Origin of the sequence: Paenibacillus rhizoplanae (assembly GCF_042684125.1) — a bacterium.
Classification (GTDB): Bacteria; Bacillota; Bacilli; order Paenibacillales; family Paenibacillaceae; genus Paenibacillus_AQ; species Paenibacillus_AQ rhizoplanae.
Genome location: NZ_JBHUKY010000110.1, coordinates 106,841 through 122,258 on the forward strand (window position 1 = coordinate 106,841; position 15,418 = coordinate 122,258).

9 protein-coding genes are annotated in these 15,418 nt (G+C 57.8%); all 9 read right to left on the reverse strand.

Features of this window, described 5'->3' with window-relative positions; all coding sequences use genetic code 11:
- Position 1: 1 nt before the first annotated feature.
- Complete coding sequence (locus tag ACFSX3_RS32690; RefSeq protein WP_379313790.1) at positions 2–667, reverse strand: hypothetical protein; 666 nt, start codon at positions 665–667, stop codon at positions 2–4.
- A gap of 488 nt (positions 668–1,155) precedes the next feature.
- Positions 1,156–3,432 carry a helix-turn-helix domain-containing protein gene (locus ACFSX3_RS32695; protein WP_209991822.1) on the reverse strand — a complete coding sequence of 759 codons (2,277 nt, stop codon included), beginning with the start codon at positions 3,430–3,432 and terminating at the stop codon, positions 1,156–1,158.
- 86 nt (positions 3,433–3,518) lie between these two features.
- On the reverse strand, positions 3,519–7,595 hold the full coding sequence (locus ACFSX3_RS32700; RefSeq protein ID WP_209991821.1) for an Ig-like domain-containing protein: 4,077 nt from the start codon (positions 7,593–7,595) through the stop codon (positions 3,519–3,521).
- A 35-nt stretch (positions 7,596–7,630) separates the two neighbouring features.
- Positions 7,631–9,406 (reverse strand): hypothetical protein, encoded by a 1,776-nt coding sequence (locus ACFSX3_RS32705; protein ID WP_209991820.1) that lies wholly within the window; start codon positions 9,404–9,406, stop codon positions 7,631–7,633.
- A 32-nt stretch (positions 9,407–9,438) separates the two neighbouring features.
- Positions 9,439–11,097 carry an extracellular solute-binding protein gene (locus tag ACFSX3_RS32710; RefSeq protein WP_209991819.1) on the reverse strand — a complete coding sequence of 553 codons (1,659 nt, stop codon included), beginning with the start codon at positions 11,095–11,097 and terminating at the stop codon, positions 9,439–9,441.
- A 58-nt stretch (positions 11,098–11,155) separates the two neighbouring features.
- Complete coding sequence (locus ACFSX3_RS32715) at positions 11,156–12,031, reverse strand: carbohydrate ABC transporter permease (protein WP_209991818.1); 876 nt, start codon at positions 12,029–12,031, stop codon at positions 11,156–11,158.
- Between the two features lie 12 nt (positions 12,032–12,043).
- The gene (locus tag ACFSX3_RS32720) at positions 12,044–13,015 is read right to left on the reverse strand and encodes an ABC transporter permease (protein ID WP_209991817.1); all 972 of its coding nucleotides are present in this window, start codon (positions 13,013–13,015) and stop codon (positions 12,044–12,046) included.
- A gap of 154 nt (positions 13,016–13,169) precedes the next feature.
- The gene (locus ACFSX3_RS32725; RefSeq protein WP_209991816.1) at positions 13,170–14,237 is read right to left on the reverse strand and encodes an SGNH/GDSL hydrolase family protein; all 1,068 of its coding nucleotides are present in this window, start codon (positions 14,235–14,237) and stop codon (positions 13,170–13,172) included.
- Positions 14,230–15,297, reverse strand: coding sequence for a beta-galactosidase BglB (gene bglB / locus ACFSX3_RS32730; protein WP_379254940.1), 1,068 nt, complete (start codon positions 15,295–15,297; stop codon positions 14,230–14,232). The genes ACFSX3_RS32725 and bglB overlap by 8 nt, the downstream gene beginning before the upstream one ends.
- Positions 15,298–15,418: the final 121 nt, after the last annotated feature.

Below are 15,418 nucleotides of genomic sequence, written 5' to 3' on the forward strand. Positions count from 1 at the left end.
TTCATTCTCCTTTTCCTGTATGGGGGCGGGGGATGGTTAGGACGAGCCCAAGCTTTTTCCAAATGGCCTGATCCGGCCCCATCTCACTCCATTTCCTGAAATGCGGGTCCATCACCTCACCCCAGTTCTCCGGCCGGAGATTCGTGGTAAGCTTCCCGGCGTACGGGGCAGGTTCAACCGTTGCAGGCAGCTCGGAATAAAAGAACAGCAGGTTCTCATGCAGGCCGATGATCCCGTACTTGTCACCGTCTCCCGGGCGCTCCTCCTGATATTGATAATGGTGATACACATAACTTGCGACCTGCTCCGGCTTCAGCGCCGCCACTCGTCCGTAGGGGGTTCCAGTCGTATGACTGCGCTTCCATTGCTCTGCGGAGACCGGCTGCTGATAATGAAAAATATCCATCATAGGCACCCACAACCGGGGTTGCTCCCCTCCCGGCCATTCCTTGAGAATCTCTGCCTCACCCTGAAATAGCTGCCCCGGCTCCACCTCCCGGCTGGCGCACTCATAGTACAGAAACAGCTCCTTCCCATTCTGAAAAACACTAAGCTGTGCAAGGCCCAGCCTGTCCATGCGTTTACTCAGCAGTCCGGTCTGCGCGCCCCAGAACGCTGACGGATTAGCATCCTCCCTGCACTCGGCTCTATATAAACAACGCTGCATCGTGCCCCTCCAACCTTATGTCATCTACCCTTCTAGAGTAACGTATCCGGCGGGCCGGTTCCTTGACGATCATGCCCTTCTTTAGCATAATAACGACATGCGAAAATGCAGCCATAAGCTGATGTGATATAGCAGCGGAATCCGGCTTACTGTTAGAGCAATACACAATGCCCGCCGATACTCCAGGAATAAAGAAGAGGCTTGTTCCGGGAGAAAAATGGGAGGCTGATTGGGGCCTGCCAACGGCGACGCTGGGGGGCATATACACTTGACTCGTGCGCCAACAGTGCTATTCCAGTAAATGTGGTGTATTTATACCCTTCATCTGCGTACCAATGTGGTTTTGTAGAACGGCAGCACCTCCGCACCAAGCACACAAACAAGACGGCAGGGGGCCCCGGCCGTCTTGTTACACACCTTGTAGCTCAACCAACTTATCTCCGTAGCTGTACCGCTGTGCGCCCCGTTTACGCCACGCATCCATGAACCTAACCCTCCCCATCACTTTCACCATTATGCAGGGGACTGCCCTGGGCTTTGCGGTATTCGCCCGGCGTGATGCCTTCGAGCTTCTTGAAGACGCGGATGAAGGACATGGGGTACAGATACCCCACGCGCTCCGCGATGCTCTGCACCGGATCAGAGGTCCCGGTCAGCAGGCGCTTGGCCTCCTCCATGCGCAGGCGGGCCAGATAATCGACGAAGTTCTCGCCGATCTCCTCCTTGAAGATCCGGCTTACCGTCTTGGTGTTCATGGCGAAGCTGTCGGCAACATGGGTCAGGGAAAAGTCGGGATCAGCGTAATTGCAGCCGATATATTCGCGCACCTTATTGGCGAGCGTGTACTGCTCACGGTTCATCCGCAGGCTGCGCAGCGCCTCCTCCATCTCCTCCAGCGAAGAGACCAGCTCCCCGTGCAGCTCCTCAATCCATTCAAAAGACTCCGGCGAATGCGGAATTCCCCGCAGCCGCCCGCTGTTCCAGATGTCCCTCATCTCCGGCGGCAGCTCCTGCATCTCCCGGGACAACCCCGTCTCCAGCAGCCTCAGCAGCCGGACGATATCCTCCTTGGAGTAGTTGCCGCCTGCCAGCAGCTCAAAGATCCGCTCAATCAGCGGCTTCCACTCCGCGTTCCCCAGCCGGTACAGCTGGGGAACGGCGCCGATGGCCTGAACCAGCACATCCATGCCTTCTGCCGGAGGCAGCGGGCTTCCGGCCGGCGCCGCATAGACGCGGCCGGGACCGGCGGTGATTTTGCGGTCCAGCGCCCCCAGGGCCTGGCGGTACGCACCCGATAAGCCGCTGAGGCCGGCGGAAGGTCCGCTGATACCGAAGGTAGCCGTGAACTTGAGATGCTGCTTCACCCAGGACCGGGCCGACTCGGCAATGATCAGCGTCTTCCCGGGGATGTCCGCTGTCTCCTCATCCGCAGAGCGGCGGAACAGAAGTCCCAGACGGCCCGGTCCGATCCACTCGGTCCACAGGGAACCCCCTTCCTTCTCGGCGATCTCCTGAATCACACTGCGCAGCGTGAACTTGAACAACGCCTGATCCCGTGCCGAATAATCTGCGGCAAAAGCCTCATAGAAATCAATCTCGGCAATGCCCACCACCGCACCAGCGAATTCACCGTCCATCCCGATCCGTTCCGCTTCCCGGCTCCAGTTATCCGCCGACATCTGGCCGCTGTTCTCCAGCAGCTCCTTGAATAACTGATTCCGCCTGTGCAGAATCCCCTCGGCCTGCTGCTTCTCATAGCTGTTGGTCTGCTCGATCAGACTCTCCAGCGCATGGCCGATGAAGGCAAATTCGTCACCTTCCCTGCTCTGTGGATTCAGGCCGAAGGCACGGTCCTCCCCGAAGGAGTATATTCGTCTCATTACCTGCTCAATCGGACGGTAATTGCGGTGGCTGATATACGTCATGGCGGCGATACCGCCAATGATCGCAGCGAACCCCAGGACCGCCCAGACATTGGAGAAGGCTGACAGCAACGAGAAGGCCTTGGCCCGCTCCATGCCTACTTGGATCGTCCAGCCGGTATAGGAGGATATGCGGCTGACTGCCTGACTCTGAATCTGCGGCCCGGAGCAGGCCTCTCCCCCTGCAAAAGCGCGTCCCGCCACATCCTTCAGGCAGATCTCCGTATTCTCCATGTTCATCTCCTGAATCAGCGCCTGCAGCGACTGCTTCCGCACGTTAATGACAATCAGCCCCTGCTCACCGGAGAAATAAGGCACCTGCTCCACCAGCGAAATGACTGATTTCCGCTGATCCTCACCGGGGAACAGCTGCAGATCACGGATTCCGCTCCAGACCTGGCCGCCGGTATTCTTCATCGCAGACGCTATGAAGCTGCGGTCCCCGAAGTCCGGCAGACGGGAGGAGAAATGCTGCATCAGCACCTTGCCGTCAGCCGCGCGGTATAAATAGACCGAATCAATCATCGGCAGCGGCGACATGAAATCCAGCAGTACCTCCGTTACCCCGTAATCGCGGTAAGGATCAAGCTTCCCCGGACGGTCAAAATAACTGCCCACCTGATCATCCATCAGCAGGCTTTTGATCGTCATGGTCTCCAGATTGCGCAGGGTAGTATCTACAATCTGCAGCACGTTCTCTGCATACACGCCGTTTGCCTTCGAGGTTTGCTTCTCCATCGCCTCATTTAAGGTCACGAAGAACAGGATAATCAGGCAGAACACCACCGCAAACAGGATGGGCAGATAGGAAAGAATCAGTCGGTACAGCCATTTCTTATGCATCGGTGTCATCCCCTGTAAGTCCAGATGTTGGTGATCCTTAAGGCTGCGGGTGCGGGCTACGGGACCGGATTCCTAAATACAGGTTGTCAGTACCCCAGCTCGGTGCTGGCCCCCCGGGAGATCAGTCCGAAGTACCCGGCTTCTCCAATGGCCCCGGCGGCGGTGTCCAGATAGTTGAATACCTGCACCCCGTTAACCTTCAGGATCAGGCGCACACCCCCGGATTCTTGAAAAGCACCCAGCTGAACCCGTTTGCGCTCCCCGAAGGGCAGGAACGAATTAGGAATCGCCGGTCCGCCCAGACTGGTCAGGCCCTCGATTTTACCGTAAATAACAGTGCGTACCCCATTGTTGAAGCGGTGCAGCTCAATGCCCGAGGTTCCAACGACCACCAGATACATGCTGCCGGTGCTGTAGCTCAGCTCCTTGCTCTGATTATTCAGCATCAGGGCATACCAGTTGGAGGAGGCGGAGCTGTCATTGATTCTCATAGTGAAATCCAGCAGCTCATTCTGATACTTGCGGTTCTGGTAGATAATATGGCCTCCGGGTGCCCGCAGGGTCAGCGTATCCGTCCCGCTCTCCTTCAGCCCGTTAGCCGTTGCCGCTACATACCAGCCGTCCGGGTCCTGCACCTCGCCTTGCAGGGTATGATCGTAGGTACTCTCCTCATTCCATACCTTAACCTCATATTGTCCCTGCGTCACAGCGCCCAAATACTCCGTAGAGAGTGTAAGTGAGGCCGTGCCGGTCTGATGGGCTGTTAACAGGCCGTTCCCGCTGACGCTGACGATGGATGGATCGCTGCTCGTATAGGTGACCGCCTCCAGCTCCTCACGGTTGCCGAACAGCGTCTCGCCATAAGGCTGCAATTGCAGGTCTGCGCTTTCACGGATGTATGCGACATGACCGTCATGTCCCTCCAGAAGGACCGTGGACAGGGTGTCTCCCACGAACACATCCGCGCTGAGGGTGCGCAGCATTGAGCCGTTCAGGATGCTCACTACAAGCTTCGTCTGTCCCTGGCTCAGTCCGGTGACCTCGCCCCCGCTGCTAACCGAGGCCACTGCCGGATCAAGAATACTGTAAAAGAAGGTGCTCGACGCTGTACCCAGCGGTCGGTCTTTGCCGTCCAGCGCCTGAAGGGATACCTGCCCGCTTGCACCGGCGGCCAGCTTGAGCGGAGCAAGCTTCCAGCGGCTGACCTGCCCTTCTGCGGCAGAGGCGTATTCCGGCTGAAGCCCCGCCTGCTCCATAATGGACAGGGCCGCCTGCGGCCATGCGGCATCCGGCTGGACCAGATTATTCTGAAACAGCACATTGCGCCCGTTGTTGGTGTATCCGTCTGTTGTCGTATAGTTGTTCACAAAATCCACATCATGGATGGTCGGCACATAGGCCATCGCCCAGCGGAGCGGGGAATGCCAGAGCGGGGCATCCTTCAGATCAATGACGTTATGCTCGAATCTCCAATAGGCAGAGCCTTCATCCGTGTAGAGAACGGCATTGCCGTCCATCTGATTGCGGATGTAGTTGCCGCTGACCAGGTTTTTGTCGGGTGCTGTGGCTCCTGTCGGGCCAAGACTGTAAATAGCGCCTCCGTCACGCAGCCCCATGCCCATGAGGTCATAGATCAGATTATTCTGAATCTTGACGTTCCGGGTCGCGGCATCGAACAGCTTATCCCAGCCATAGCCGATGTGCGTTCCGCTGTAAGGCAGATTGTACATTTCATTATGGCTAATATCCATATCCACAGGATACCCTGCCGATACGGCGGACGCTGATTTATAATCGATGCCGATATCATGAATCACATTGTTCAGCACATCGTTATTCTTCATCAGCAGCCGGTGGTCTGCCGGATGATAGATATTGCGGTCCGCCGAATTCGGCTGGCCCACATTCAGCGCACTGCCTGAAATATCATAGAAGCGGTTGCCCTCGATCAGGCTGTTCTGAACACCGTTCTGCATCCGCACCGCCGTAATCCCCAGCTTGGTGAACTCGTTGCTGCGGAAATTCACCGTGTTCGCCAGCTCCAGCATCACCGCTGCATCGGTCAGCTCATCAGGGATGGACGGATAACGCAGATGGTTATTCTGCGAATCAGAATGTCCTGCTGCCGTACTTGGGCGGTTCCAGGTGGTGTACATAAACTTCAGGCCTGCAAAATTCAGATTGCGCACCGGTTCATCGGCGGATTCACCGTAGATTGTGGCGAGCTGTTCCAGTACCGGAGCCACCACCTCGGCGGTGGAGAGATTCTCCCAGGTACGCGGCTTGTAATACAGCATCCCTTCCTGGCGGTTATAGTACCATTCGCCAGGCTCATCCAGCAGCTCAAACGCATTCTCATAATAGACCGGAACCGTCGCTGAGGTTAATCCGCGGTTAAAGACCGCGCTGCGGCCCGGCTCCTGGAGCACAATCTGCGCTTGGCCGCCTGAAGAAGTGACAGACGCTACTTTGATCCGGGAGTTCGTCCACAGCTCATTGTATACCAGCTCCAGATCATCGATGTTGCCCCATCCGGCCAGCTCCGGGTTAACAGATGTATAGCCGGTGGCAGTCTTGACCGGATTAACCAGCCCCGCCGCACTGCGGGCCCGGACCGCGCGGATGCCGTCCACGAATAACTGCCGGGTCTGAAGGCTGGTTCCTACGTTAGCTCTGTAGATCCCCCTGGCACTGTCGAACACTGCCCAACCCGTGACGGGCCGTCCCCCGCTGATGGCTGCCTGCTCCCCGGGATAACTGCGGTAAGTAATGAAATAGCCGTTCGTCCCGGAATCCTCAGGGGTGAATGCCAGCGGCTCCGTCAGCGTATAGGTTCCTTCTCTCAGATTCACCACGATATCTGCATCCATATCATCATTCAGCAGACGAACCGCCTCCTGCGCCCTGGCAATGGTCCGGAAGGGAGCCGCTTCCGTGCCGTTATTGCTGTCATCCCCGACCGGGGCGACATACAGTTCTTGACCGGTCGTCCGCCCGGTAACGGTGACATCCGTCTCGGCGCGGACGTTTCCGGTCTCATCGGTCACGAACACGGTTGTCGTTCCGGCGCTGACGCCCGTCAATTCCCCGTAGCGGTCAGTGACGGCGATGCTCTCGTCCTCCGTTCCCCAACGGATGCCTGTGTCTGTATTATCTACGGGCGTTACCGCTGCCTGGAGCAGCATCCGTGAGCCCACGGGAACGGCCCGCGCCAGCGGAGCCAGCACGAGCTCCGTGACCGGAGATTCGTAGACGGCTACTGTCGCAGTGACGGCCGGAAGCCCCTCATTCGGCTGGGCTGTCACCACGGTGGTTCCCTGACGGATGCCTGTGACCAGGCCGTTGCCATCCACTGTGGCGACCTCCCCGTTGCCGGAAGACCAGACAGCCGTCTGATCTGTAGCATCCGCAGGTGTGAACTGAAGAGGCAAGGACAGCTTATCGCCTCTTCGCAGACTGTAGCTTTCCTGGGAAAAGGCTGCACTGAGCGCCTGTTTGTATCCGCTTACAATAAAATTGTCAAAGCCGATCTTGCCCGTGCTGTCTTTATAGAATCCCATATAGAAGGAGGTTAACGCCCCTCCCTCGGCCATCGGCTCCTTCGTCAGCAGACGGTTGCCGTCAATGGACAGATCGAAGGTATGGCCGCCGCCGTCGAGCGACAGGCGCACCTCATGCCATACGCCTGCCGATACCGGCAGTACGGAGGTCCAGGACCCGGCGCCTTTTTTCATATAGCTGAACGCTCCGTTGTTAATGGCGAACTTCACCAGCGGCACGGAACCGCTCTGCGGGGTGGGCAGGTAGATCACGGCTCCGGTCTGCTCGGCTTTGAACGAATAGCTGAACATGCTTCTGTACGTCACATCTGTAACGGATCTGCTGATGCTGTAGCTGCTGGCGAGCTTACTGGTCTGCTGGAGCTCCAGCAGCTTGCCGGGATATCCCTCCCAAGCCTGCACCCCCACACTCACTCCCTGGGGAGGTGTCTTAATCGTCCATCCGGCCGGCTTCGCACCGGGGCTATACGTCTCAAAGGTCTCTTCCAGCCTGTAATCACTGTCCGCCCGGGCAACAGATCCAAGGTCTGCCGGGAGAAGTCCCAGCAGCAGAACCATAATGATAGCGTATACAAATAAGGGTTTCCGGCTTGATTGTCTCATAATAGCCACCTTTCTGTATGGAAGCAAGTATAGTGTTACAGCGCGTATGGATCAACGGTGAGCTGAACCGGGGGCCGGGGGCCCGCAGTTAGCCTAATGCTGCGTATCTGAGCCCATGGCTCACGGGGCACCTCCCGGTCATCCCTCTGTGTATCCTCAATCGTCACCGTATCGAGCTGCTGCTGGATATCCGCTGACTCCGCTGCTTCGTCCAGACATACCACCGCCCAGCCCGCTTCCAGGCGGGGCAGCGCCAGCATCGAGCCGCTGCCGGAATATAGCACCTGGCGGAGCCTGATCCGTCCTTCCTCCCGCACCACCGTGACCGGCAGTACGGCATGAGCTTCCGCCTTGGAGTCCAGGCCCCTGAGCGCCGTGACTGCTACCGCGCAGTCCGGGTAACGCAGCACCAGCCATTCCCTGTCTCCGGCAGTATTCACTACAGCTTCTACCTCGCCGTCATAGCGGTGGACCAGCCATTCATCGGCAATCTCCGCTGCCCGGTTATGCACCCGGGTCATCGAGCGGATCACCACCAGCGCATTCCCCTGCTGGGCTGAGCGCGTCTCCACCTCCGGGTACAGCGGCCCGGCGAACAATGCGGGCATCAAATAGGCGCTGCGGTATTCCTCCGCCGGATGCGTCCGCACGGCAGTGGAGTCATCTACATACCAGCGCAGATAGGACACCTGCTGATCCTGTACGCTGAAGCTAACCGGGAAGCTCTGCCAGCCCAGCCCCCAGGACGGATGCTGGTAGCTGCCCGGCATCACCGGGAAGCGGTTGATGCTGCCCAGGCGGGTATGCTGCCCGATCCAGGTATAGGCACGCGAGGCATCGAAGATCCGCTCCTCACGAATCCGTGGTACCGGCAGCGCAGCCGAGGCGTTCTCCCGTGGCCGCAAATCCGCCGCGAACAGTAGGACCGCCGCCAGATCGTTAAGCGAAAAGGTCTGCTCCGCCAGAGCACTGACCCCCGTCACCCCGGCAATCGTCCACAGCAGGCTCTGCCGTGAGGTCTCTCCCCGGAAGTTATAGCTGCGGATCGAGGGAACGAATTCCTCTCCGTCATGGAAGATGAGCAGTTCCTTCAGGGCATCCATCTGCACAGACAGCCGCCCGGCCAGCTCCCGGTCATGCTGCTGAAGTACAGAACCGGCAATCCTCAGCGCGTTCATCATCACCCCTTGGTAGACAAGGCTGATATTCTCTCCCCAGCCCCAGCCCCGGCGGACCGTATATTCCTCCCACCTCTTGAAATAGGCGGTTGCCGTCTGGAGATACTCAGGTTCTCCGAGAAAGTGGGCTACCGCCAGCAGCATCGCCCCGTCACTCATCGTCTTGTTCGGGTAGAACAGCTCCGGTGTCCGGCATTCCTTGGAGAACCAGGCAGCCGCATGATGGAACATGCGCTGCATGATCTCCAGATGGCTGGCCGGGAAGACGCCGGGATTGGTGAGGCGCACCGCCACCAGCGGCATGAGGATGAAGAAGGCGGCATTGGAATCCTGGATTACGCTCTCCTCCCGGTACCAGAGGAACCCTCCGTAATCCGGGTGCTCCGGGTCAGTGAACTGCAGCCCGGCAATCGCTTCGAGCATCTCCAGCCCTGCCGCCTCATCCAGCTGTCCCAGCAAGGTGCCGTAAGCATAATATCCGGCCGAGAACCGGGCCTCATGGCAATAAGGCAGCGTAGCGACCTGCCGGGTATGCCCGGGCCGGTCATAGCAGACCAGCCCTGCTTCGATTACACTATCCGCCGAGGCGGCGGCATAGCTCTTTTCGAGAATCTGTCTCACCTCATGATTCAACGCTGCCCGCCCCCTGTGCTTGAATTCATCTGTTATTCCACCGTGCTCAATTGCTTGCCCATTTCATAAATATCCTTCAGCATAATGGCATCCGCTTTATGCTCCTGATACCAGGAGGCATAGAATTCATCGACCTTGGTTCCCCCGGCCTTCTCCCAGACTCCCTTGGCTTCCTCAATGAACTGGTCCACCGAAGCCGGATCGGGGCTGACGATGGCCTGCATGGCCCGGTCAAGGATCGTTTTATTCGCATTGGTGTTGATCTGGGTCAGATCCTGCGGCAGCAGCGGCAGGAAGGCTTTTTGCGTAATGCCGACAATCGGGCGGTCCGGGTTCATGTACAGCTTCTCGGCCTTTTCATAGATTGCGATGAAATCCTGTTCCGCCGGTGTAGGATTCACCTTGTTCTTCAGCCCGTAATTCTTGCCGATCAGCGGGGTTAGCATGCCCATATCGCGGTTATATTCCAGTTCCTTCTTGTTCTTCTCCGGGTCGATCACCTCGGCACGGCCATCGGCGGTTTTCTTGTAATGGACCCCTTCGATGCCGTTCTGAATCGTGGTGGTGTACTTCTCTGTAACCATGAAATCAATCATCTTCATCACGGATTCCGGGTCTTTGGCCGCTGCATTCACCATGCCGGTCATCTGGATCGGAGAGGTCAGCGTCGGGCTGAACTGGCCGAATTCCGTCGTCGGCAAGGCAATCGGGATCACCTCGGCCTCCGGCGAGTTCTTCTTGAGCGTCTCATAGGTGCTGACATCGGCCCCGTTACCGCCGTAAATGCCCAGCTTGCCGGAGATCCAATCCTGCTTCTGCTTCTCGCCGTTCTTATCCGTGACGAAGTCCTTATCCACCACACCGGCCGCATACAGCGCCTTCTGGAAGGAGACCGCCGCCTTGATCCGGTCCCAGTCATGCACCACCTGGTCATTCTCCAGCACCCATGGGTACTGGTCTTCGCCAAACAGCGTGAACCCGGTGCCGAACATATTGTTCAAAATAATGCCGGCCACGAAGCTGAGCCCGGTTCCATACGTATCCGCTTTGCCGTTGCCGTCCGGGTCCTGCTCTGTGAAGGCCTTTGCGACCTTCAGCAGCTCTTCCGGTGTAGTGGGCACCTCCAGATTCAGCTTCTTCAGCCAGTCATTGCGGATAAACAGATAATGCTGCGGACCGAACTGGATCGGACGCCCCACCGTATACAGCTTGCCGTCCGCCATGGTACCTGCCTTGCGCAGCGCCGGATATTTCTCCAGCATCGCCTTATATTCTGTACTGCTGCCCGCAATCAGGTCATCCAGCGGAAGGAGCTGCTTCTGGTTGTAGAGCTGCCCCTGGTAAGCGGTATCAAATTCAAAGATCAGGTCAGGGGCAGACTTCGACGCGAACAGCACATTGAACTTTTGCAGGGATTCAAAACGCGGAACCGTAACGTATTTGACGTTCACCGGCCCGTTCTCATTGACCCATTTCGTCCAGCGGTTGTCGCTCATTGTCCCCTCTTCTGCGGGTACCGAGCCGCGGTCGTACAGCGAGACGGTGATGGACCCGCGCTTCCCGGAGCCCTCTCCCTTGTCTGTGCCCTGCGTGGCGGCATTGTTGCCGCCGCAGCCTGTTACCGCGATTGCGAGCAGCAGGGATGCTGCACTTGCAGCGGTTGTTTTTCTAAGCCGGGGTGAATTGTGCATATGATTATGACCCTCCTAATAATGGCGTTCTGGTATTTGCGGTATGGCGCAGCAGCGGTCAGCCCTTGATGGCCCCGATGGTTACGCCTTTGACAAAATAACGCTGCAGCAGCGGATAAACAATCAGCATCGGAATGACCATGACCATAATCCCCGCAGCCTTGATGCCTTCCGGTGTAATGTTGACCACCTCCTGCGAGTTCATCGTATTCAGCTCCTGCAGGACGGCCTGGCTCTTCACCATCTGCTGGATAAGCACAGTCAGATTGATTTTCTCCGGGCTGTTCATGTAGATCATGACGTTGAAGAAGGAGTTCCAGTAATACACGCCGTAAAAGAGTCCGATCGTCGCCAGCACAGGCAGGGACAACGGCAGAATAATGCCCGCCAGCAGCCGCCATTCGCCGGAGCCGTCAATTCTGGCCGCTTCCACCAGCTCCTCCGGTATGTTCTCGAAAAAAGACCGCATGATCATCATATTATAAGTGCTGACCAGAGCCGGCAGCCACAGGGCTGCGTAGGAATCGACCAGACCAAGACTGCTGACCACGAGATAGGTCGGGATCAGTCCGCCGGTGAACAGCATGGTGAACACAATCGCCAGCGTCAGCGTGCGTCTTCCGTAGAAATCACGGCGGGACAAGGGATACGCAGCGAAAATGGTGAACAGCATACTGGCCGCCACACCGACCAGGGTAATCAGCAGGCTGTTGCCGAAGGCGCGCACCACCGGCGTTCCTTCAAAGAGCATCGTGTATGAGCTTAGTGTGAAATCCACCGGCCACAGGGTGACAAAACCGGACAGTACCGCATCCTTGCCGCTGAGCGACAGGGAGGCCAGATGGAGCAGCGGCAGCAGACACAAAATGCCTGCCAGAGTCAGCAGCAAATAATTGAAGCTGTAGAATACTTTTTCACCGTTTGTACTTTGCATAGTGTCCTCCTGTTACCACAAGCCTTTATTGAAGCGCCGGGCAATGGCGTTGGAGATCAGCACCAGAGTCAGCGCTACGAGGGAATCGAACATTCCCAGTGCAGCGGTCAGGCTGAACTGCCCGCCTTGCAGTCCAATCGCGTAGATGTAGGTGCTGATGACCTCGGAGATGCCCGATACAATCGAGTTCTGCAGCACGTAGACATGGTCGAACCCGACCTCCATCACCCGCCCCATGGCCAGAATCAGCATAATGACGATAGTCGGACTGATCCCAGGCAGCGTAATATGGCGGATCTGCTTCCATTTGCCCGCTCCGTCCATACTGGCCGCCTCATAGAGACTGGGATCGATGGAGGTCAGCGCAGCCAGATAGATGATTGCATTGAAGCCCGCGTCCTTCCATATTCCAGAGCCGAGAAAGATCGAGACCCAGGACCACTCCTTGAACAGGAAGGGAAAAGCCTGGCCGGTCAGCTTCTCAACCACCACGTTAGCTACCCCGGTCTGGGCAAAGATCGTCACCACCAGCCCGCCGACAATGACCCAGGAGAAGAAGTAAGGCAGGTAGACGAGGGTCTGGACTGATTTTTTGAACCACTTGTTCCTGACTTCATTCAGCATAATCGCCAGGGCAATCGGGAACGGAAAGCTGACCAGCACGGATAATATACTGAGCACAAGCGTATTGCGGATAATCTGCACCGACTGTGCCTGGGTGAACAGATTGGTGAAATTGTCCATGCCGACCCACTGGCTGCCCCATACCCCTTCATAGAAGGTATAGTTCTTGAAGGCGATAACCAGCCCCAGCATGGGGGTGTATTTGAAAATCATATAAAATGCGATAACCGGAACGAACATGACCCACAAGGGGACATTGTTCTTGAACCGGCGGGTCTGCCAGAAGCGCCTGCGGCTGCTTCCGCTCTGCCGTGAAGTGTCCAGCTGCAGCACCGCTTCACTGCTTGTATTCGCTTTCATTCCGGTGCCTCCTTTCGCTTGCGTGTTGTGCTTGATTAAGTCATGCGATGGAGCTGAAATGGCCGTTTCATGTCCTCACCATAGCCGCTCCGGCCGGTTAGAGCAATATTCAGTTTACCTGTTAATCGCCGCAGAACCCTTATGCAGCCTGGGGTTAGAGGATTCCGCCCAGCTCCCGGGCGAGATTCTCCCCCATCCGGATATGTCCGTCATCCCCGGGATGAATCAGATCACAGGACAACCCGCTAAGATCATCCAGCACCCGGTCTCCTTCAATCAGGTGCAGCTTGGGGTGGGACAGGCGCTCTACATGGCTGCGCAGAATGGCGTTGAACCGGCTGTCCTGCTCCGCAATCCCGCTGCCGGGGAACATGGCAAAGTTGGGGTAGATCGTAATGACCGCCACCGGCTTCTCCGGATGCCCGCTTACCAGCCGGTCCAGCAGATAGCCGGTCCGCTCGCGGAATTCGTCTGCCGACAGGTGATCCCGCATATTCACGCCCAGCTCCAGGGTCATGAACGACCAGTCCTGCTGCGCCGCCAGATAATTGCTCATCTCCCGTTCACAGTGGCAGGAGCCGCTCATGCCCAGATTCAGCACATCGGCAGCCAGCCTTCTTGCCGCTTGGCCGATGTACGGCAGGCTGCTGTTCTCCCCATGGGTAATGGAGGAGCCGTAAGCGATCCAGCGCTTCAGCGGGGTCTCCCCCTTCTGAGGCGGGCGGAGCGGATGGCCGAAGGTCTCGATGCCGCTGACCACGCAGGCATACCGTCCGAAGCAGATCCGCCATACCTCCGGCGCAAAGCCTGTGCCCATCAGCAGCCTGCGGTCAGCCATCGCCAGCCGCGGCGGCTCGCTTAACTGGAGCGTGCGGATCGTCCCCGCCTGAAGCTCATGCCTGGAATGGAACAGCCCGCCCTTGAACACGGTCACACAGCCATCCGTCTCCGGCAAAGACAAGGTTACCCGGATATTCGGAGCCGGTGTGACGAACCTGAGCTCACAACCACTTGCTTCCCCGGCAATGAACCGGCCCCGCTCATTCAGGTGCTCCCTGACGCTGCGGGGAATGCGGCGGAGGTGCAACCCGTAGCCCGCTGCCGGCTCCAGCTCGGCAACGTTATGGAAGGCAACCCGGTCCAGCCCCGGCAGCCCTATGGTGGCGGAATGGATGCTGGATGGATTGGTGCTGGAGGGATTAATGTTGGCGGAATTATACATGCTTTATCGCCTCTACCAGCAGCAGCAGGGCCATGGATTGCCCGTAGGGCATCGGGCAGACCGGAATCTCCCGGTAGTCCTGAAGTGTAAGGCCCATCCCCGTTCCGTAGGAGACGCCCTGCACCACCCCGTCTTCACCGATCTGGCCCAGCACGTAATGCAGTGCTGCCATTGCGGGCTTGCGGCAATCTTCAGGCAGCAGCCCTTGCCGCACCGCCTTCAGCATCCCGTAAGCAAAGGCGGCGGTGGCCGAGGTCTCCAGATAGGAGCTGCTGTCGTCCAGCAAGGTATGCCATGCGCCTTCCGGGGCTTGCAGCTCCGTCAGCTTGTTCACCTGCCGCTCCAGTGAAGAGAGCAGGAAGCTGCTCACCCCTGACGGCAGCTCCACCATCTCCAGATAATCCGCCAGCCCGGCGGTATACCAGGAATTGCCTCGCGCCCACAGGGCCCGGGCAAAGTGATGGCCCCCCTCGAAGGTCCAGCCGTGGAAGAACAATCCGGTCACGGGGTCGGTCAGATACTTAAGATGGACCAGAAACTGGCGGATGCTCTCCTGAATACACTCTTCCTCCTTCAATAAGATTCCCATCCGGGCCACGAACAGCACCGTCATATACAGCGTGTCGTCCCATAGCTGCCCGGGATTCGGACTGCCGGTCACCTCATGCTGAAGCCCGCCTTCCTCCGTGCGGGGCATGTCATACAGCACGTACTCCAGCCATTCCCGGCATAGCCGGAGATAATCCGCGCGACCGGTCTCCTCTGCCAGATAGCTAAGGGTAAGCATCGGGCACATCGTATTGACGTTTTTCACCGGGATTCCCCCGTCAAGCTTGCTGTCGAACCAGCCGGTCAGGTAATGCAGAATCTCCTGCTCCCCGGTTTCCCGGTAATAGCTGTATAAGGCAAATAGTCCAACCCCCTGCGGCCATTCCCAGTTGTCCATAGCAATTATCCCGATGGGCGCAGTCTCCTGAATCGAGCCTTGCATATCCTTCATCCGCTCAATGACACGGGCGATATGGCCTTCCAGTGCTGTTCGTGACACGGTCTTCATCATGTTCCCCCTTGTGAATGTCCTGATCAGGGCCTGCTGCTACGTGGATACCCTGTTCGCCACCTCAGTGTAGTCAAGCGGCGCAATGCCGTCCATTAACAAGAATCTTGCTAATCGCTTTCAT